The organism is Beutenbergia cavernae DSM 12333, from assembly GCF_000023105.1.
GTDB classification, from domain to species: Bacteria; Actinomycetota; Actinomycetes; order Actinomycetales; family Beutenbergiaceae; genus Beutenbergia; species Beutenbergia cavernae.
Genome location: NC_012669.1, coordinates 3,965,730 through 3,985,500, shown reverse-complemented (window position 1 = coordinate 3,985,500; position 19,771 = coordinate 3,965,730). Strand labels below are relative to the sequence as shown.

13 protein-coding genes are annotated in these 19,771 nt (G+C 73.0%); 5 read left to right on the top strand and 8 right to left on the bottom strand.

Annotation, left to right across the window (positions count from 1 at the left end; translation table 11 throughout):
• Positions 1–44: 44 nt before the first annotated feature.
• The 3 genes from BCAV_RS18045 to BCAV_RS18035 all read left to right on the top strand — a co-directional run bounded on the left by BCAV_RS18045 (position 45) and on the right by BCAV_RS18035 (position 4,407).
• Entirely contained in the window at positions 45–662 is a 618-nt protein-coding gene (locus BCAV_RS18045; protein ID WP_015884061.1) for a hypothetical protein, read from the top strand.
• A gap of 143 nt (positions 663–805) precedes the next feature.
• Entirely contained in the window at positions 806–2,584 is a 1,779-nt protein-coding gene (locus tag BCAV_RS18040; RefSeq protein ID WP_043350488.1) for an ABC transporter ATP-binding protein, read from the top strand.
• Entirely contained in the window at positions 2,584–4,407 is a 1,824-nt protein-coding gene (locus BCAV_RS18035) for an ABC transporter ATP-binding protein (protein WP_015884059.1), read from the top strand. The genes BCAV_RS18040 and BCAV_RS18035 overlap by 1 nt, the downstream gene beginning before the upstream one ends.
• 70 nt (positions 4,408–4,477) lie before the next feature.
• Here the strand turns inward: BCAV_RS18035 and BCAV_RS18030 are convergent, their stop codons facing one another.
• Positions 4,478–4,942 carry an Lrp/AsnC family transcriptional regulator gene (locus BCAV_RS18030; RefSeq protein WP_015884058.1) on the bottom strand — a complete coding sequence of 155 codons (465 nt, stop codon included), beginning with the start codon at positions 4,940–4,942 and terminating at the stop codon, positions 4,478–4,480.
• 61 nt (positions 4,943–5,003) lie between these two features.
• On the opposite strand from BCAV_RS18030, the gene BCAV_RS18025 reads away from it, so the two are divergent.
• Positions 5,004–5,888 carry a phenylalanine 4-monooxygenase gene (locus BCAV_RS18025; protein ID WP_015884057.1) on the top strand — a complete coding sequence of 295 codons (885 nt, stop codon included), beginning with the start codon at positions 5,004–5,006 and terminating at the stop codon, positions 5,886–5,888.
• 139 nt (positions 5,889–6,027) lie between these two features.
• Here BCAV_RS18025 and BCAV_RS18020 read toward each other — a convergent pair whose 3' ends face one another.
• The 7 genes from BCAV_RS18020 to BCAV_RS17990 form a co-directional block, all read right to left on the bottom strand.
• Positions 6,028–8,199, bottom strand: a complete 2,172-nt coding sequence (locus BCAV_RS18020) for a glycoside hydrolase family 3 N-terminal domain-containing protein (RefSeq protein WP_015884056.1) — start codon at positions 8,197–8,199, stop codon at positions 6,028–6,030.
• On the bottom strand, positions 8,196–11,783 hold the full coding sequence (locus BCAV_RS18015; RefSeq protein ID WP_015884055.1) for a GH36-type glycosyl hydrolase domain-containing protein: 3,588 nt from the start codon (positions 11,781–11,783) through the stop codon (positions 8,196–8,198). The genes BCAV_RS18020 and BCAV_RS18015 overlap by 4 nt, the downstream gene beginning before the upstream one ends.
• Before the next feature lie 92 nt (positions 11,784–11,875).
• Complete coding sequence (locus BCAV_RS18010; RefSeq protein ID WP_015884054.1) at positions 11,876–13,486, bottom strand: glucoamylase family protein; 1,611 nt, start codon at positions 13,484–13,486, stop codon at positions 11,876–11,878.
• Between the two features lie 121 nt (positions 13,487–13,607).
• Positions 13,608–14,480, bottom strand: a complete 873-nt coding sequence (locus BCAV_RS18005; RefSeq protein WP_015884053.1) for a carbohydrate ABC transporter permease — start codon at positions 14,478–14,480, stop codon at positions 13,608–13,610.
• Complete coding sequence (locus tag BCAV_RS18000; RefSeq protein ID WP_015884052.1) at positions 14,477–15,538, bottom strand: carbohydrate ABC transporter permease; 1,062 nt, start codon at positions 15,536–15,538, stop codon at positions 14,477–14,479. The genes BCAV_RS18005 and BCAV_RS18000 overlap by 4 nt, the downstream gene beginning before the upstream one ends.
• 2 nt (positions 15,539–15,540) lie before the next feature.
• Positions 15,541–16,824: a sugar ABC transporter substrate-binding protein gene (locus BCAV_RS17995; RefSeq protein ID WP_015884051.1), complete on the bottom strand. Its 1,284-nt coding sequence runs from the start codon at positions 16,822–16,824 to the stop codon at positions 15,541–15,543.
• Complete coding sequence (locus BCAV_RS17990; RefSeq protein ID WP_083770087.1) at positions 16,821–17,969, bottom strand: LacI family DNA-binding transcriptional regulator; 1,149 nt, start codon at positions 17,967–17,969, stop codon at positions 16,821–16,823. The genes BCAV_RS17995 and BCAV_RS17990 overlap by 4 nt, the downstream gene beginning before the upstream one ends.
• A 218-nt stretch (positions 17,970–18,187) precedes the next feature.
• Between BCAV_RS17990 and BCAV_RS17985 the strand changes: the two genes are divergently transcribed.
• Positions 18,188–19,765: a glycosyltransferase family 39 protein gene (locus BCAV_RS17985; protein WP_015884049.1), complete on the top strand. Its 1,578-nt coding sequence runs from the start codon at positions 18,188–18,190 to the stop codon at positions 19,763–19,765.
• Positions 19,766–19,771: the final 6 nt, after the last annotated feature.

The following is a 19,771-nucleotide window of genomic DNA, read 5'->3' as shown; positions in this document are numbered from 1 at the left end:
GCGGTCCACCAGATGAGGACCACGTTCCCGGAGGGATCACCGACATGACCACCATCGACCGCCCCAGGGCATCGCTCGCGAGCGAGACCACCGGCCACGCGGCGAGCGGCGTGCGCGAGGTCACCACCCAGGAGGCCGTCGTCACGCGCCCGGGCGCGCGGAAGGTTCTCGCCGTCGCCCGCATCGTCATCGGGTTCACGTTCCTGTGGGCCTTCCTCGACAAGCTGTTCGGCCTCAACTTCTCGACGCCGCCGGAGGCGTCGTGGCTGGCCGGCGGCACGCCCGCCCAGGGGTTCATCAACGGCATCGAGGGGCCGTTCGCCGGGTTCTTCGGCCTCTTCGCGAACCCCCTCGGCGACTGGCTGTTCATGCTCGGCCTGCTCGGCATCGGCGTCGCGATGATCGCGGGCGCCGGCCTGCGGATCGCTGCCGTCGGCGGCACGCTGCTCATGCTCTTCATGTTCCTCGCGGCGCTGCCGAGCGCGACGACGATGGTGGACGGCGAGCTCGTCCGCGGCGCCACGAACCCCCTCGTCGACTCGCACTGGCACGAGGCGTTGCTGCTCATCATCGCCGCCGTCACGCTCGCCGGTGACACGTGGGGGCTCGGCCGCTGGTGGGCCAAGCGGGACGTCGTCAGGAAGCACCGCTGGCTGCGCTGACCTCCCGCTCACGGCTCCGGCCGGGCCCGCGGTGGCCCGGCCGGAGCCGTTCTCGTCGCCCTGGAGCGCCGCACCGGCAGGCACGCGCTCGCCCCCGAAGATTGCCCTGACGGGATGTCGGTGTGCCGTGGTTCACTCCCACGGTGACAACCGCACGCACCGAGTTCACCGTCGCCGGCAGCCCTGTGTTCGACCGCCGCGGCCCGGTGCGCTGGATCCTGTCCCACCAGCTGCGCAACCCCTGGCACGTGATCGGCTTCCTCGTCGGCTCCGTGACCATGGTCGTGCTGAACTCCGCGATGCCGGGGCAGATCGGCGAGGCGTTCGACATCGTGCTCAGCGGGCGACCCGACGCGGGCGTCGCGCTCACCGGTGTCGCCGCCGTCCTGCTGGCGATCGTGGCGGCCCGCACGGTGCTCGACTTCGTCGCGCGGTTCTCGTCCGAGGTGCTGGCCAAGCGGATGGAGCGGGGCGCCCGCGAGGAGCTGTACGTCAGCCTGCTCGGGAAGAGCCAGACGTTCCACAACCGGCAGCGCGTCGGCGACCTCATGGCGCGCGGGGCCGGCGACGTCCGCCAGCTCGGCACGATGTTCTCGCCCGGCATCGACCTGCTCGTGGACTCGCTCAGCCAGGGCATCGTCCCGCTCGTCTTCATCGCGATCCTCGACCCGCGGCTGCTCGTGGCGCCGCTTGCGTTCGCCGTCACGTTCATCGTGTCCGTGCGGTGGTTCGTGCGGCGGCTGGAGCCGGTCTCCGCGCGGCTGCGCGAGGACTACGGGAACCTCAACGCGGGGCTGAACGAGACGATCCGTGGCATCGAGGTCGTCAAGGCCACGGGCCAGGAGGCGCAGGAGGAGCGCCGCTTCCACCGCAACGCCAGCCGCTACCGCGACGCCTTCGTCGAGCAGGGCCTGATCCAGGCGCGCTACCTGCCGACGCTGCTGCTCGCCGTCGCCATGGCCGGCGGCCTCCTGCACGGGCTGCAGCTGCTCGACGCCGGCGAGCTCACGATCGGGCAGCTCATCACCTACATGGGTCTGCTGGGTCTGCTCGGCTTCCCGGCGTTCATCTCGATCTTCTCCTTCTCGCTCGTGCAGAACGGCATCGCGAGCGCCGACCGGCTCCTGGAGCTGATGCGGGAGGAGACCGAGCTCGACCACAACGCCGGCGGTCACGCGTCGGGCATGCGGGGCGCCGTCCGGTTCGAGAACGTGACGTTCTCCTACGGCGGCAAGCCGGTGCTGGAGGACCTGTCGTTCGAGATCGAACCCGGCCAGACCGTCGCCGTCGTCGGGGAGACCGGCGCCGGCAAGACGACCCTGACGAAGCTCGTCAACCGGATCTACGACGTCACCTCCGGGCGCGTCATGGTCGACGGCGTCGACGTGCGTGACTGGAACCTCGACTCGCTGCGCTCGCAGATCTCCACGATCGAGCAGGACATCGTGCTGTTCTCCCGGCCGGTGGCCGAGAACATCGGGTTCAGCCTGGGCCAGCAGGTGCACCGCGACGACGTGATCCGCGCGGCGCAGGACGCCCAGGCGCACGCGTTCATCACCGAGCTCGACGACGGCTACGACACGGTCATCGGGGAGCGGGGCGTCACGCTGTCGGGCGGGCAGCGGCAGCGTCTGGCGATCGCGCGCGCGTTGCTCACGGACCCGGCGATCCTCGTGCTCGACGACTCCACGAGCGCGATCGACAGCGCCACCGAGGACCAGATCCAGCGCGCGATCCAGCGTGTGCTCGAGGGCCGGACGACGTTGCTCATCACCCACCGGCTGTCGCAGATCCGATGGGCCGACAAGGTGCTGCTCCTGCAGGGTGGGCGCCTGGTGGACGAGGGCAGCCACGAGGAGCTGCTCGCCCGGTGCGAGCTGTACCGGCGCATCTTCGCGCCGGTGGCGGAGGGGGTGCGCTGATGGCGTTCGTCATGGACGGCCTCGACGCGGAGCAGTACGACCGCACGTACGACGACCGCGACCTGCTGCGCCGCATCGTCGCCTACTTCCGACCCAAGCGCGGTCTCATGGCGCTCGTCGCGTTCGGGATCACGGCGCAGGCGCTCATGCAGGCCGCGATGCCGGTGATCATCAGCGCGGGGCTGGACCGGATCGTGACCGATCGCTCGACGGCGATCGTGGTGGCGCTGGTGACGGCGGTGGCCGTGACGGGCGTCCTGGGGTGGGTCTTCAACTTCATCCAGCGCTGGTACACCGCCAGGGTGGTCGGCGACGTCGTCCTCGACCTGCGCGAGGACGCGTTCGCGGCGGTGCTCGAGCGGGACATGTCGTTCTACGACGAGAACCCGTCCGGCAAGGTCGTGAGCCGGGTGACGTCCGACACCGAGGACTTCGCGACAGTCGTCACGCTGACGCTCAACGTCGTCAGCCAGGTCCTCATGGTCGGCCTCGTGACGGCCCTGCTGTTCACGCGCAACGTCACCCTCGCGCTGATGGTCATGGGGGTCGTGCCCGTCGTCGTCGCCCTGGCGCTGGGCTTCCGGCGCATCGCCCGCGACACCACGCGGCACCAGCAGCGGTCGTTGGCCCGGGTCAACGCGACGCTGCAGGAGACCATGGGCGGGATCTCGGTGGCGAAGAACTTCCGCCAGGAGCAGACGATCTACGACGAGTTCCGGCCCATCAACGCGCAGAACTACCGGGTGACGCTCAAGCAGGGGTTCGTGTTCGCGTCGATCTTCCCGGCGCTGTTCGCCGTCGCCGGTCTCGCGACGGTCATGCTCGTGCAGGTCGGGGGCGGCCGGGCGCTCGACGGCGACATCTCCGCCGGAGACTGGTACCTGTTCCTGCAGAGCGTCGCCCTGTTCTGGATGCCGCTGACGTCGATCGCGTCGTTCTGGTCGCAGTTCCAGCAGGGCCTCTCGGCGTCGGAGCGGGTGTTCGCGCTCATCGACGCCGAGCCGGCGGTCCGGCAGCACGACACCCGGCCGGTCGAGCGGCTGGACGGCCGGATCGAGCTGCGCGACGTGTCGTTCGGCTACACGGCCGACCACCTCGTGCTGCGCGACTTCGACCTGACGATCGAGGCGGGGGAGACCGTCGCGCTCGTCGGGCACACAGGCGCCGGGAAGTCGACGATCGGCCGGCTGCTCATGCGCTTCTACGAGTTCCAGGGCGGGCAGGTCCTCGTGGACGGGATCGACCTGCGCACCGTCGACCTCGCCGGCTACCGCCACCAGCTCGGCGTCGTCCCGCAGACGCCGTTCCTGTTCTCCGGGACGGTGGCCGACAACATCCGCTACCCGCGGCCCGACGCCTCCGACGACGACGTGCGCGCGGCCGCCGGGCAGGTGGCGCGCGGCGACTGGATCGCTGCCCTGCCGGACGGCCTGGACACGGAGGTCGGCGAGCACGGCTCTGCGTTGTCGATGGGCCAGCGGCAGCTCGTCGCGCTGGCGCGTCTGCTGCTCCAGGACCCCTCGATCGTCATCCTCGACGAGGCGACGGCGAGCGTCGACCCGCTCACGGAGGCGCAGATCTCGGAGGGCCTCGACGTCGTGCTCGCGGGTCGCACGTCGATCGTGATCGCGCACCGGCTCTCCACCATCGAGCACGCCGATCGCATCATCGTCATGCGGTCCGGGGCCATCGTCGAGGAGGGCACGCACGCTGAGCTGCTCGCGTCCGGCGGGGCGTACTGCGACGTGTACAACACCTACTTCCGGCACCAGTCGCCCGACTACCAGCCGGGGTCGGGCTTCGTCGAGGTCCGCGCGACCTGACCCGCGGCGGCGGCCGGAGCCGGCCCCGCGGGGCCGCCGGCGCGCCGCGTGGTGCTGCGGTGGCGCGCGCCTACCGGCCGAGCGCCGTCGGCCGGTCCACGAGCACGGACAGCACGATCATCGTGCGGGTGCGGACGACGTCGGGCCGGTGCCGCAGGTCCTCGATGACCCGCTCGAGGTGTCGCACGTCGTCGACCTGGAGCCGCAGCACGGCGTCCGGCTCGCCCGAGACCGTGACGGCGCTGACGACCTCGTCGATCCCGGCGAGGTTCGCGACGACGTCGCTCGGCGTGGTCCGGTCCGCGCAGTAGATCTCCGTGATGGCCTCGATGCCCTGCCCGAGGCGGGCGGTGTCGACGACGGCGGCGTACCCCCGGATCACCCCCGTGGACTCGAGGTGGTCGACGCGGCGCTTCACGGTCGGCGTGGAGAGGCCGATCTCGCGGCCGATGTCGGCGTACGAGCGCCTCCCGTCCCGGCGCAGGAGCGCAAGGATCTTCCGATCGGCGTCGTCCAGGCGCTCCGTCGTGCCCATGTCACGACACGATAGGCACACAGGCGTTGTGACGCGCGACACTCCGGCGTAGAACCGGGCCATGTTCGAGGAAGGTCAGCTCTACGCCCCTGTCACCGAGGACGACGACGGCGTCAAGGTCCACCTGGCGCCCGACCACCCCGGTGCGAACGATCCCGACTACCGGCGCCGCCGGGAGGTCATCGCCGGACCGGCGCTGCGGTGGAAGCCGGGTGAGCCCGTGCCGCAGGTCGAGTACACCGACGCCGAGAACGAGATCTGGCGCACCGTGAGCGCCGAGCTCGCACCGAAGCACGAGCGGCTCGCGATCCGCGGGTTCCTCGAGGGCAAGGAGGCTCTCGGCCTGCCCACGGACCGCGTGCCCCAGCTGGACGAGGTCTCCGCGGGCCTGAGCCGGCTGAGCGGGTTCCAGCTCTACCCGGCGGCGGGGCTCGTCCCGCTCGACCAGTTCTACGGCTCGCTCGCCGACGGCGTCTTCCACTCCACGCAGTACCTGCGGCACGGCTCGACGCCGCTGTACACGCCGGAGCCGGACATCATCCACGAGGTCGTGGGGCACTGCAATCTGCTCGGGAACCCCGCGATCGCGGACGTGAAGCGGCGCGCCGGTGAGGCCGCGCGGCGGTGCGAGACGCCCGAGGGCCTGCAGTTCGTGGCCGACGTGTTCTGGTTCACGATCGAGTTCGGCGTGATGCACGAGGACGGCGAGCTGCGCTGCTACGGAGCCGGACTGCTCTCGTCGTACGGCGAGATCGAGGAGTTCCGGGACGCGATCATCCGGCCGATCGACTTCCACGCCATGGGCACGGTCGAGTACGACATCACGCACTACCAGCCGACGCTGTTCGCGTGCGACGGGATGAGCGAGCTCACCGACCGGGTGGCGGGCTTCTTCGCGGACTTCACCGACGACACCCCGGGTCGGCTCGCCGCCCAGGCCGCCTAGCGGGCGGTCCGACCCTCGCTGCGCGCCGCGACCCTCGCACATCCCGTCGAACCTCGAACCGCAGGGTGCGAGGTTCGACGGGATGCGCGAGCTTCGGCGCCAGTGGGTGAGCTCCGGCGCCAGTGGGTGAGCCCCAGGCTCAGAGCTCGAGGGAGAGCGTCGAGCTCGGCCCGGCCCCGGCGTGCGGCCCGATCCGCACGGTGAACTCGCCCGGCTCGACGACGAGCGCGCCCGAGGAGTCCCGGTACCCGAGGGACCCGCGGTCCAGCCGGAACGTCACGCGTTCCGCGGCGCCGGCCGCGAGCGGCACGCGGACGACGCCGGCCAGCTCCGTGAGCGGCCGGGACACCGCCGCCACGTGGTCGCGCACGTACAGCTGCACCGTCTCGACGGCGTCTCGCGACCCGACGTTCCGCACCGTGACGCCCGCCTCGAGCACAGCGCCGTCGGCGGCGCCGTCCAGCGGGACGACGTCGAGCTCGCCGTAGGCGACGTCCGCGTACCCCAGCCCGAACCCGAACGGGTATGCGGGCAGGTCGGAGGAGTCGCGGTACCGGCCGACGACGACGTCGCTCGCCGCGGGGATCGGTCGCCCGGTCGGGAGCTGGCCCACGTGGATCGGGACCTGGCCCACGCTGCGCGGCAGCGTCATGGGCAGCCGGCCCGACGCCGGGACGTCGCCGCTCAGCACGTCGACGATCCCGCGGCCACCCTCGACGCCCGGGTGGAACGCGATGAGCAGAGCGTCGGCGAGCGAGGCGACCCGCCCCAGCGCGAGCGGCCGACCGGTCACGGCCACGACCACCACCGGTGTGCCGAGGCCGGCCAGCGCGACGAGCAGCTCCGTCTGCCCGGGCGGCAGGTCGAGCGACGTCACGGAGTTCGCCTCGCCGCTGCGCGACGGGTGCTCGCCGACGCACGCGACGACGACGTCCGCCTCGCGCGCCGCGACGAGCGTGCGGTCAGGGAACCGGCCGTCGTCGGCGGTGATCTCGGCGTCGGGGTACCGCTCGCGCAGCGCCTCCTCGACGGTCGTCACGTCCTCGCCGCGCCCGTCGAGCGTCCACGTACCGAACAGCTCCTCGCGCGCCTGCGCGAACGCACCCGTCACGTGGACCCGCCGCGGCGCCGCCAGCGGCAGGACGCCGGAGTTCTCGAGCAGCACGAGCGACGACGCCGCGGCGCGCCTCGCCAGCTCGCGGTGCGGCGGAGCGAGCTGGACGGTCGCGGCGCGGGCGTCGTCGACCTCCCAGGAGGAGAACAGGCCCAGCCGGAGCTTCAGCTCGAGGACCCGCCGGGCGGCGTCGTCCACCAACGCCTCCGGCACGTGACCCGACCGCACGAGCTCCGCGAGGTGCCGCGCGTACCCGCCGGTCACCATGTCGACGTCGACCCCGGCCCCGAGGGCGAGCCGCGTCGCGCTGCCGAGGTCCGCGGCGACGCCGTGGCGGAGAAGCTCCCCGACGGCGTCCCAGTCCGAGACGACCACGCCGTCGAACCCGAGCGTTCCCTTGAGGTGCTCGCGGACGAGCGGCCGGTGCGCCGTCATCGGCGTCCCGTCGAGCGTGTGGAACGCCGTCATCACGGTGCCGACGCCGGCATCGACCGCGGCCGCGAACGGGCGCAGGTGCCGGTTGTGCAGGGTGACGGGGCCGACGTCGACCTCCGCGTAGTCGCGCCCGCCCTGCGCGAGGCCGTACCCGACGTAGTGCTTCGCGCAGGCGACGAGCGCGTCCGGCCGGCCCAGGTCGTCGCCCTGGAAGCCGCGGACCGCCGCCGCCCCGAGGTGCGCGGTGAGCCACGCGCTCTCGCCGTAGCCCTCGGCGACGCGGCCCCAGCGGGGGTCGATCGTGACGTCGACCATGGGCGCGAACGTCCATCGCACGCCGTCGGCGCTCGCCTCCACGGCCGCGGCGCGGGCGGCGTCGCGCACCAGGCCGGCGTCGAACGACGCCGCCTGGCCGAGCGGGATCGGGAACACGGTGCGGTGCCCGTGGATGACGTCGCGGGCGACGATCAGCGGGATGCCGAGCCGCGACGTGGTCACCGCCGCCCGCTGCAGCCCGGTGACGGCGCGCGCCCGCGTCCCGGCGTCGCGCACGTTGCCGGCGTGCTCACCGCTCGCCACCAGCGTGGTGCCGATCGCGCCCGCGGCGAGCGCCTCGGCGTCGCGCACCGGGTCGGCGTTCGGGATCTGGTGCAGCTGGCCGACCTTCTCCTCGAGCGTCATCGCGGCGAGCAGCAGGCCGGCGCGCTCGCGGACGTCCAGCGAGGTGTCGAGCCAGGGCCGGGAGGCGGCGGTCTCGGTCACGGCAGCACGATCTCCAGGGTCTCGTGGGTGGTCACGGCGTCCCGGAGCGGCTCGAGGTCCACCCGGGCGCCGCCCTCACGGTACGGGTTCGCGAGCCGCTCGAACTCGATCGTCCGGCCGCCGAGGCGGATCTCCGAAGGGCCGGCGCCGCGGGTGCCGACGCGGTAGGTCACGGCCAGCTCGCCGCCCAGCAACGGGACGCGCGCCTCCAGGCCGTCGAGCTCGGGCGGAAGGACCGGGTCGACCTCGATCCACGCCCCGCGCCGACGGATCCCGAGCAGCACCTCGGCCAGGATGCGCACCGTGATCCCCGGGCCGGAGGAGTAGATCCGCCACCCGCCCTCGACGGCCACCTCGCCGGAGCGGACCTGGCCGTACCGCGCGGCGAACTCGGGGCGGTCGGCGACGGCGGCGTCCGAGCTGGAGAAGTAGGTGTTCGTCTGGCGGGGCCGGGCGCCCGGGACGGCGCCGGCGACCGCACCGCCGAGCACCTGCCGCAGCGCGAGCCAGAGGCCGTCGGCGTCGCCCAGCCGGGCGAGCGCCTCGCACCACCGCAGGTGCGCGTGCACGTACATGAGGCCGATCTCGCGCCCGACGAACGTCGCGCTCTCCGCCCGCTGGAAGTGCACCATCGGGCCGCCGGAGTACTGCGCCGGGCGGTCGAACAGGCGCATGCCGTCGGTGCCCAGCAGGTGCTCGCGGAGGATCTGCACGTGGTGGCAGGCCTCGTCCGGTGTGAAGAAGTCCTCGGCGATCGCGTGGATCATCGGCAGGGCGCTGTGCGTCAGACCGGTCTCGTCGTCGCGCGGGTGCACGAGCAGGCGGGTGACGTGCGCCGGCGTGGCCGCCGCACCGTCGTCACCGGCGGGCTCCGGCGGGGCGAGCTGCGCGTACCCCGCCAGCTCTCCGTCCACGAGGAGGTGGCGCCGGGCGTCGGCGGCGACGGCGGCCGCCTCCGCACGGAGCGAGTCGGCCAGCTCCTCGTGGACGCCCGCGCCCGCGAGCCCCTCGGTGAGCATCTGCAGCGCGTGGTGGTGCAGCGTCACCGTCCACGAGCTCGTCAGCGTCGAGGTCATCCCGGGCTCGGCGGGCTGGAGCGAGTCGTTCCAGTCGCCGTGGCCGTACGCCGCGAGGTGGGTGCCGGGGAGCGTCGCGGCCCGTGCGGCGTCGAGCGCGCGCAGCGCGTGCTCGAGCACCGACTCCTCCGCCCGCGCGCCGGCGTGGTAGCCGACGACGTCGTCGAGCACGCCGGCGTCGCCGGTCGTCACCAGGTGGCGGCCGAGCGCGAGGACCGGCCAGAACACGACGTCCCCGTGGGGCGGCTCGTGCCGGAAGTCCTCGTCGCCGGGGAGGAAGCCGAACGCCTGAGGCCACGAGCCGTCGGCGTTCTGCGCGGCGAACACACGGCGCAGCAGCGCGCGGACGTCGTCAGGGCGGTCCAGCGCGAGCAGCAGCTCGACCGGTCCCTGGGACACGTCACGGGTGCCCCACGCGCCGCCGGTGTACTGCTCGAGGCCGCGGGGGGCCAGGTAGTGCACGAGTGCGTCGCGCACGAGCCACGGGACGGCCAGCGCGACGGCGTCGACGTCCGCCGCGGCGGCGGCGTCCGCCGTGGAGGGCAGCGCGAGAGAGGGGAGGACGACGGCGGCGGGCTCGGGTTCCGGGGCCGGTGGGGCGTCCGCGCTCGAGGAACCTGCCTCTGCGCCTCGCTCCGCCGCCACGAGCGTCTCCTCGTCGGGCCACGAACCTCTCGCGGAGGGGTCACGAACCTCTCGCGAGGTGTGGAGGCGGGCGTCGAGCCGCAGGGACGTCGTCGGGCCGCTCGCGAACGTGACGACCGGGAGACCGCGGGAGGCGCCGTCGTCGAACAGCGTGCCGTCGTCGCCCGCCCCTACCGTTCCCGAGACGTTGTCCGAGGCTTCCCGAGAGGAGCTCGGAGCCTGAGGGTTCTCCGTGGCGACCAGCGTGAGTCTCGCTCCGGGGGCCACGGACCCGAGCGGGGTCGCCGGGCCGAACACCACGCTCGCGCCGTCGGGCGTGACGCGAGTCTCCAGCTCGCCCGGCGCCGGGGCGTTGTCCGTACCCGACGTCGCGAGGTGGCACGCGAGGAGGAAGCGCCGCGGCACCGAGCTCGTGACGTCGAGGACGGCGCCGTCGGACGTGAGGGACGTCGCCAGCTCGATCGTCACGCCGTCGGTGACGTAGACCCAGCGTGCGCCGTCGGGCGTCATCTCGAAGGCCGACGCGACGTCCAGCAGGTGCCAGCCGCCGTCGGTGACGTCCTCGACGAGCACCCGCACGCCGTACGCCCGATGGAGCCCGAGGTAGCCGCGCACGGTCGTGAGAGCGCGCGCGGAGCTCGCGTGCCCGCGCGTGAGGTACGACAGGGGGGAGCCGGTCATCCACGCGGTCACGGCCACGGTGCCGGGGTCGGGGGCGAGCCCGTGGCCGCCGCGCAGGATCGTGCCGTGCGGCCGCAGGACCGCGCGCTCCTTCGCGCCGAGCACCACGTGCCGCTCGGCGTCGGGCGCGAACGCCAGCAGCGCGCCGTCGTCGGCGGTCTCGACGCCGCGCTCCGGCACGCCCCACCGCTCGGCGACCTCCGCCGTCCGCAGGTCACGCACGGGCACGACGCGGGCGGGCGCGTAGACGCTCGCGACGGCGGGGCGCGGAGGCGCGGTCGGCGCCTCGCCTGCCGCTCCGCGCACGCCGCGCGCCAGGGCGATCGCCTCCTCGACGGCGGCCAGGTCGGCCTCGCCGGTCGCGGCCGGGTGGTCCGTGCGCAGCAGCGCGGCGAACGAGACGCGCCAGGCGCCGTCGGGGTCGAGCCGGTGCTGCTGCGTCTGCAGGGCAGCGAGCGTGTGCTCGTGCTGCCGCCGACGCGACGGGAGCCCACCCGCCAGCGGCGGCGGCTCGGCTGCCCGCGCGGCCAGGCCGTGCACGTCGATCGCGTCGGTGGCGTAGGCGGCCGCGCGGTCCGTGCACGCGAGCACGAGCCACGGGTGCCCGCCCGGCACGGGCAGGTTCTGCCGGACGGCGAGCGCCCAGCCGTGCGTCGGGTGCTCGAGCGGCGTGACGTCGAGGTACTGGCTGACGTACAGCTCGTTGGCGCGCAGCATCCCGGCCGGGGCGAGGGCCACGTCGTGCGCGTGCACCACGTCGACGTCGTGCGGCTCACCGTCCGTGGGCCAGAGCTCGACGTCCCACGCCCACGCGAGCTCCCCGGGGACCAGCGAGAACCGCACGCGCCACGCGAGCCCGCCGTCGTCCCACTCGCCGGCCGCCTCCATCCGCGAGAGGTTCTCGGCGCCACCGCGAGAGGATTCCTGCGCCTCCGCGGCCGGCGCCTGAGACCCGGCCCCGCTCACAGCCACGCGTGACCCGCTGCCGGGCCCGAGCAGCGGGTGCAGCCCGTGCCGCGCGTCCCGGACCCACAGCCCCAGCAGACCCGGCTCGAGCGCGGAGCCCGCGTGCTGCACGAGCTCCAGGTCGTCGGTGGCGAGCCGGGCGATGGCCCCGCCGTCGGCGACGACGGCGCGCAGCCGGCCCCCGTCGAGCGTCCACGGGGGTGGGGGGTTCGTCACGCGTGGGTCTCCTGCTCGTTGTGATGTCGGTGTGTCGACCGCTCCGTCCCGGGCCGCGGCGGGCATGCCGCGGCCCGGGACGGACGGCGGTGTCAGCCCTCGCCGGCCGAGAACGTCTCGAGTGCGAGGAGCGGGCGGATGTGCTCGCGGACGTCGCCGCGGGTGAACGCGTCGTGCAGGACGCCGTCACCCAGCACGTTGCCGAGCGCACCCATGATCATGCCCTGGTCGAGGGACAGGTAGCGCTCCGCCGACTGTCCCGAGTGGACGGCCACGGCGTCGTAGAACCCGCCGGGGCCGTAGGCCTCGAGCTCGTCCTCGATGCCGCGGAGGTTGGACATCGTCTCCTGCGGCGCGTACGGCAGCGCGAGGAAGGCGGCGTGCGGCGTCACGACGCCGTCGCCCCAGTCCGGATCGGGGTTCGCGGCCGGGCGGCAGTCTCCGAAGCCGCCGTCCCAGTTGGTGCGTTCGACGTCCGAGGGGTACCCCTCGTTCTGCATCCCGATCGCGTCGACGCCCCACTCGGAGTAGCCGCCGAACGGGTGCGAGGCGGGGGAGAAGCCCCAGTAGCCGTACCCGGTCTCCTCGAGGCCGTGCTCGATGTGCGCCCGGACGGCGAGCGGGTGGTTGACGCCCCAGCTGTTCGGTGCCCAGTCCGCCTCGGGGACGAACAGGTCGGGCATGAGCTCCTCGAACATGGACCCGCCCCAGGTCGGCACGATCTGCATGCCGCGGTACGTGTAGGAGCCTTCGAACACGGGCTGGCCGAGGTGCTCGGCGTCGAAGCCGCTCGGCTGCTGCTCGGCCCAGTCCCAGTCGCACGTGGCCGGGAACGTCCGGTAGCCGGCGAAGTAATGCTCGCGCGGGATCTCACCGCGGGAGATGCCGATGTAGCTGGCGATCCGCGGCTCGGAGTTCAGCAGGTCGTAGTGGTGGCACGTCAGCCAGACCTCCTCCTCGGACCCCTCGCCGCCGTTCGCACCGGGCGCCGGCCCGAGGTTGGCGCACTGCGTGTCGGGAGGCGTGTCGACGAAGATCCCGCCGAAGAGCAGGCCGGGCCGGTCGGGACCGCGGAACGTCGGGTCGTAGAACCATCCGTAGTCCTGGTCGTCGAGCAGCCGGTCCGCCGCCCGCCGCAGCGAGGGCTCTTCGTTCCGCACCACCATCAGGGCGGCCGTGAGCCAGCCGTTGTCGACGCTCGACAGGAACGGGTAGATGGTCTCGCCGTTCGGGAACGCGGTGAGCTTCTCGCCCGTGGCCTCGTCGTACCAGTTGTAGAAGAAGCCGCTCGGCTCGTGCCTCTCCATTTCGTTCAGCGTGCGGAGCGTCTGCCGCATCCGGCGCAGCGCCTCGCCGTGGGAGATGATGTCGAGCTCGTCGGCCACGACCGTGCTCCAGAGGTAGCCGCCGATGTTCGTCGGCGACGTGTAGCCGGACCGGGTGCCGGTGTCGAGGTCACCCTCGATGTTGTCGGCCGGCAGCCCCGTCTCCTCGTCGGTCATGGCGACGAACGACGCCCACGTGTCGTTCGCCCAGCGCATGAGCTCGCGCCGGTCACGACGGTCGAGGCCGTCGTCACCGCCCCCGCCTCCGCCGCCCCCCTGCGGTTCGGGTGCGGCCGGTGCCGCGACCGCCGGTGCCGCGAACGCCATCGCGCCCGCGACCAGTGCCGCGCCGGACGCGGTCAACCATCGGTGTCTCATCGTCGAGTCCCTTTCGTGTGCTGCGAGCAGTGCCGTGCGTCGGCCGGTCGGCCGTCGACGACGGCGGGAGCGGGCTGGGTGGGCGACGTTCACCTCCCGGGAGGCCACGGGCGAGGCAGCATCACTTGATGCCGGTGACGGCGATGCCCTGGACGAAGTGGCGCTGGAGGAAGAAGTAGACGATGAGCACGGGGACCACCACGACGACGGCGCCGGCGAGCAGCAGGCCGTACCGGGTCTGGTTCTGGCCCACGCTCACGAGCGCCAGAGCGACGGGCAGCGTGTACTTGTCCTCGGTCGTCGCGACGACCAGCGGCCACAGGAAGTTGTTCCACGAACCGAGGAACGTGAGGATCGCGAGCGTCGCGAGCGCCGGCTTGCACAGCGGCATGATGATGCGCGCGAAGATCCGCACCTCGCTCGCGCCGTCGACGCGGGCGGCGTCCATGAGCTCGTCCGGAAGGCCGCCGATGAACTGACGCATGAGGAACACGCCGAACGGCCCTGCCAGGAACGGCAGGATCAGCCCCCAGTACGTGTTGACCAGGCCCATGTTCGAGACGAGCACGAACATCGGGACCAGCGTCACCATGCCGGGGATCATGAGCATCCCGAGCACGAGCTTGAAGAGCAGGTTCCTTCCCGCGAACTCCATCTTCGCCAGTGCGTAGCCGAGCATCGAGCAGAACACGAGGTTCCCGAGCGTCACCGCCACCGCGACGACGATCGAGTTCGTGAAGTACTGCGGGAAGTCGAGCCGCGCGAACAGCTCGCGGAAGTTGTCGAACGTGATCTGCTCGGGCCACCAGGTCGGCGGCACCTGACGCAGCTCGCCCTCGGACTTCACCGACCCGAGCAGCATCCACACGAACGGCGCCATGACCACGACCAGGCCGACCCCGAGGATCGTGTAGGCCCACCAGCGCGGGTTCGCCTCGCCGATGCGGCGCTCCCCGCGCCGTGTGGTCGGTGCGGCGGCTGCCGACGCGCTCATCGCGTACCTCCTGGGGTGGCGGGCACGACGGCGCGCGCCGGCTTGCGGCGTCGGCGCCTCTTCGTCTCGTCACGGTCCCCGAGCGCCCGGAACTGCACCAGCGTGAGGATGATGATCGCGACGAACAGGACGTAGCTCATCGCGGCCGCGAAGCCGTAGTTGCCGAACCCGAACTGGTTGTAGATGTAGTAGGCCACGGAGATCGTGCTGTTGAGCGGGCCACCCTGCGTCATGACGAAGGGCTCCTCGAAGAACTGCAGGTAGCCGATGCCGGTGATGACGGCGGCGAACAGCAGCGTCGGGCGGACCGCGGGAAGCGTCACGAACCGGAATCGCTGCCAGCCGCCGGCGCCGTCGAGCGCTGCCGCCTCGTGCTGCGCCGGGTCGACCGCCTGTAGCCCGGCCAGGAAGATGATGATGAGCGTCCCGATCGACCGCCAGGTCGCCATGGCGATGAGGGCGGGCATCGCCCAGGTGGTGCTAGCGAGCCAGTTCGGACCGTCGATACCGAACCAGCCGAGGACCTCGTTGATGAGGCCGTTGTCCGGCTGCAGCAGGAACCGCCAGACGACGGCGACGGCCACGATGCTCGTCACGACCGGCATGTAGTAGCCGATGCGGAAGAACGCCTTGAGGCGCGTGATCCCGATGTTGAGGAGGACGGCGATCGCGAGCGACAGTGCGATCGTCAGGGGGATCCCGACGAGCACGAAGTACGCGGTGTTCAGCGCCGCCTTGCGGAAGATCTCGTCGGCGAACACCGCGGCGAAGTTGTCGAGCCCGACGAAGTTGACGTCGAACGGGTTGCGCAGGTCGGCGCTGCGGATGTCCGTGACGGACATCCCGAGCGACATGAGCACCGGCCCGAGCGTGAACGCGAGGAAGAGCACCATGAACGGGATCGCGAACCCCCACGCGATCCGGGTGCGCCGCCGGTACAGCGGGGAGTGCGCGCGGACGGCGATGTCCCGCCCCGGGCCGATGCGCGGGGAGGTCTCGGGCGAGGGGCCGGGCCCCGGCGCAGCCGCGCCGGGGCCGGCCTCGGTCCGGGAGGACACGCTTACAGCCCCGTCCCGATGGCGCTCGCCTGCGTCTGGATCGCCGTCGCGACCTCCTGCGGGTCGGCGCCCGTCTTGCACAGCTTCTCGAGCTCGGTGTCGATCACGGACGTGATCTGCTCCCAGGTCGGGACGGCCGGCGGGGCCTGGGCCGAGTCGAGCTGGTCGCCGAAGACGCCGAGGAACGGGTCGTCGGCGATCGCCGGGTCGTCCCACGCGCTCTGCACGGACGGCAGGTCGTTCACCGTCTCGTACCACGCGACCTGCGTCTCGGGCTCGCTCAGCCACTGGACGAACTTCCAGGCCGCGTCGCGGTTCTCGGAGGACTCGAAGACCGAGAGGTTCGACCCGCCGATGAACGACGCGGGCTGGGCGTCCGCGGGCAGCGGCGTCAGCGCCAGGTCGTTCGTCACGAACTCCTCGCCGCCGGTGTCGCGGAGGATGCCGACGTGCCACGGGCCGGACACGAACGAGCCGATCGTGCCGTCGACGAACCCAGGCTCGAGCGAACCCTCGGGCAGGTCGGTCGGCGCGAGGCCGTCAGTGAAGAAGGACTGGTACTTCTCCAGGGCCGCGACGAACTCCGGGGAGTCGAACGTGAACTCCGTCTCGTCGTCGTTCGTGATCTCGGCGCCGGCCTGCCACGCGAACGGCATGAACGTCTGCCACGCACCGGTCTGGCCGGGCTGCAGGTTGATGCCCCACTCCGCGCCGCCGTCCTGGATCGCCGTGGCGAACTCGGTGAGCCCCTCCCAGTCCGTCGGAGCCTCGACGCCGGCCCGCTCGGCGAGGTCGGAGCGGTAGTACAGGACGCGTGTCTCGACGTACCACGGGACGCCGTAGGACGTGCCGCCGACCACCGTGGAGTCCCAGCCGCCGGGGAAGAAGGTGCTGGAGTCGATGATGTCGGGCGTGGGGTCGAGCGCGCCGGTGAGCGCCATCTCACCCATCCACGTGGTGCCGATCATCGAGACGTCGGGTGTCTGGCCGCCGGCGATGGCCGTCGTGATCTTGTCGTGAGCGGCGTCCCAGGGGACTGCCGTCACGTTGACCGTCGCGTCCGGGTTGGCCTCCTCGAACGTGGCGGCGAACTCCTCGAGCGCCTCGCCTTCGGTGCCCATCGCCCAGACCTCGATCGTGCCGGTGGCGGGACCTTCCTCGATCGCGCTCGCCGTGGGCTCCCCCTCGCCCTCCGGCGTCTCGCTGCGACCGCAGGCGCTCAGGACGAGCGCCGCAGCGGTCGCCGCGGCCAGCACGCCGACGGTGGCGCGCGCGTTGCTTCTCATGGTTTTCCTCCTGGTGGGGCGCTCGTGGTGCTTGGTCGCACCACGAGACGTGCGGGTAGGACGTCGGAACGTGCGGGGGTCGACGGGTCGCGCAGGCGTTCGTCGAGCAGCTCGGCGGCGACGGCGCCGAGGCGCCGCATCGGCTGGCGGACGGTCGTCAGCCCGGGGCGTGAGAACTGGGCGGCCATGATGTCGTCCCAGCCGGTGACGGCGACGTCGCGGCCGACCGTGAGCCCCAGCTCCTCGGCGGCGTCGATCGCGCCGAGCGCCACCTCGTCGTTCGCGCAGACGAGGACGTCGGGCCGTGCCGTCTCACCCAGGACCTGGTGCGCGGCGGTGTGGCCGGAGGCGACGGAGAACCCGGCGCGCGTGAGCGTGAGGTGGACGCCGCCGGCGGCGAGCGTGGCACGCAGCGCGTCCCACCGTTCCTCGACGTCGGGGCTGGCGTCGGGGTCGCCGAGGAACCGCGGGGCGGTGAAGCCGCGCTCGAGGAGGTGCGCCGCGAGCTCGCGCGCCCCGCCGGCGTTGTCGACGCGCACGGTGGCGACGCCGTCGGTCGCCGGGCGGGCGATGAACGCGACCGGCAGCCCGCTCCGCGCGAGCTGCGTGACGACGTCGTCGGGGACAGTGCGACCGAGCAGCACGAGCCCGTCGACCCGCGCGGCGAGGTCGCGGACGGCGGCGACGGGGTCGTCGCGGCCTTCCGTCGACAGGATCAGCACGCTGCGGCCGAGACGCGTGGCGGTCTCCTCGTAGCCGAGGATGACCTCCGCGAAGTACGGGCCCGAGAGGTCGGGAAACACGATGCCGTTCGCTGCGTGCCGGCGGGAGGCCAGGGACGTGCCCAGGTGGCTCGGCCGGAACCCGAGCTCGTCGATCGCCGCCTGGACGCGGCCTCGGGTGCGCTCCGAGACGGAGCCGCCGGGCCGCATCGCTCGGCTCACGGTGGCGATGCCGACGCCGGCCCGTTCGGCGACGTCGTAGATCGTCACGCGGCCGGCTCCGGCGCCGCGGGCGGCGTCCTCCCGGTTCGCGAGCCGGCGCTCCGAGCGGGCAGTGCCGCGCGAAGCGTGCCCGGCCGACGGCGCGGCGGGGCGGCTCTCGGCGGCAGAGGCGTCGTTGCCGCGCTCCGGAAGCGCTTCCATGGACGGGATGGTAGCGCTTCCAATCGAGACCCGCCACCCCGCTCGTCCCTCCGCCCGCCCACCCCCGTGGAGCACGCACGTCACGTCGAGCCGCGAACCGTGGTGCTCGAGGTTCGACGTCGGCGGTACGGGCGCGGACCGCAGGGTCCGGCGTGCCGGGGCCGGGTCCACCGATCGGGGGAGGGACGCGCCCGGGCGGCAGGTGGTCGGATGGTGGGATGACGACGGCGCGAGCGGCGCGCGACGAGGCGTCCCCCGGGCGGGCGGAGCGCGGGGCTGCGCCCCTGGGCCGCGCGGCGCGAGAAGGTGCCCCCGGCGCTGAGTCGTCGGTGACGCGGCCCGCCGTCGCCTGGCGCCCGGTCGGCGCGGCGGTGCTCGCGCTCGTCGTCGTCCTCACGGTCACGAGCGCGCGCTACGGGTACCACCGCGACGAGCTGTACTTCCGGATGCTCGAGCCGGCCTGGGGATACGTGGACCAGCCGCCGTTGACGCCGCTGCTCGTGCAGGCGATCAGCGGCGTCGTCGACGAGGCCTGGGCGATCCGCGTGCCGGCGACGCTGTGCGCGGCGGCGACGGTCGTCGTCGTCGCCCTCCTCGCCAGGGAGCTCGGCGGTGGAGCGGGCGCGCAGACGCTCGCCGCCTGGGGGTACGCCTTCGCTGTGCTGCCGCTCGCGTTCGGGCACCTCATGCTGACCAGCGCGATCGACCAGCTCGTCTGGCCGGCCGTCCTGCTGTTCGCGGTGCGCGCGCTGCAGCGCGACGACGACCGTTGGTGGGTGCCGGCCGGCGTCGTCGCCGGACTGGCGACGTCGAACAAGCTGCTGGTGGGCGTGCTCGTGGCCGGCCTGCTGCTCGGCCTCGCGGTCCTCGGCCCGCGCCGGCACCTGCGCTCGCGCGGCCTGCTGGTCGGCGCCGCGGTGGCCGCCGTCCTCGCCCTCCCGGCGATCGTCTACCAGGCAGCGAACGGTTTCCCGCAGCTCGCGATGGGTGCGGCGCTGGGCGAGAGCAACGCCGGCGACGTGCGCCTGGACATGTGGTGGTTCCTGCTCGTGATGCTCGGGCCGCTGCTCGTGCCGGTGTGGGTCGCCGGCCTCGTCGCTCTCCTGCGGCGTCCCGCGTGGCGGCCGAGCCGGTGCGTCGCCGTCGCCTTCGCCGTCGTCGTGGCGTTCACGTTCGCGGCGGGGTCCCAGCCGTACTACCCGGTGGGCGTCGTCGGAGCGCTGTTCGCTGCGGGGAGCGTGCCCGTCTGGGAGTGGGCCACGCGAGCCGGGCGCTCGCGACGCGCGCTGGTCGTGGGCGGCGTCCTCGCCAACGCGGCGGTCGCCGTCGTCGTGTCACTGCCGGCCCTCCCGGAGGAGCGCCTGGCTGAGACGCCGGTGCCCGCCATGAACGGGACCGTCGGGGACCAGGTGGGGTGGCCGCGGTACGTCGAGCAGGTAGCGGCGGTCTACGAGGGGGCGGTCGAGGACGGTGCCGCGGCGCCCGCCATCATCGCGACGAATTACGGGGAGGCCGGGGCGATCGCCCGGTTCGGGCCGGACCTCGGGCTGCCCGCGCCGTACAGCGGCCACAACGCGCTGAGCGGCGCGGCGCCGCCCGAGGACGCGGACGTCGTCGTCGTCGTGGGGGAGCAGGTGGAGCTCGCCCGCCGGGTCTTCGACTCCTGCGAGGTGCGCGCGCGGCTGGACAACGACGTCGACGTCGACAACGAGGAGCAGGGCGTGCCGGTGGCCGTGTGCGCCGGGCGGTCGTCGTCGTGGGCAGAGATCTGGCCGCTGTTCGCCCACCTCGACTGAGGGTTC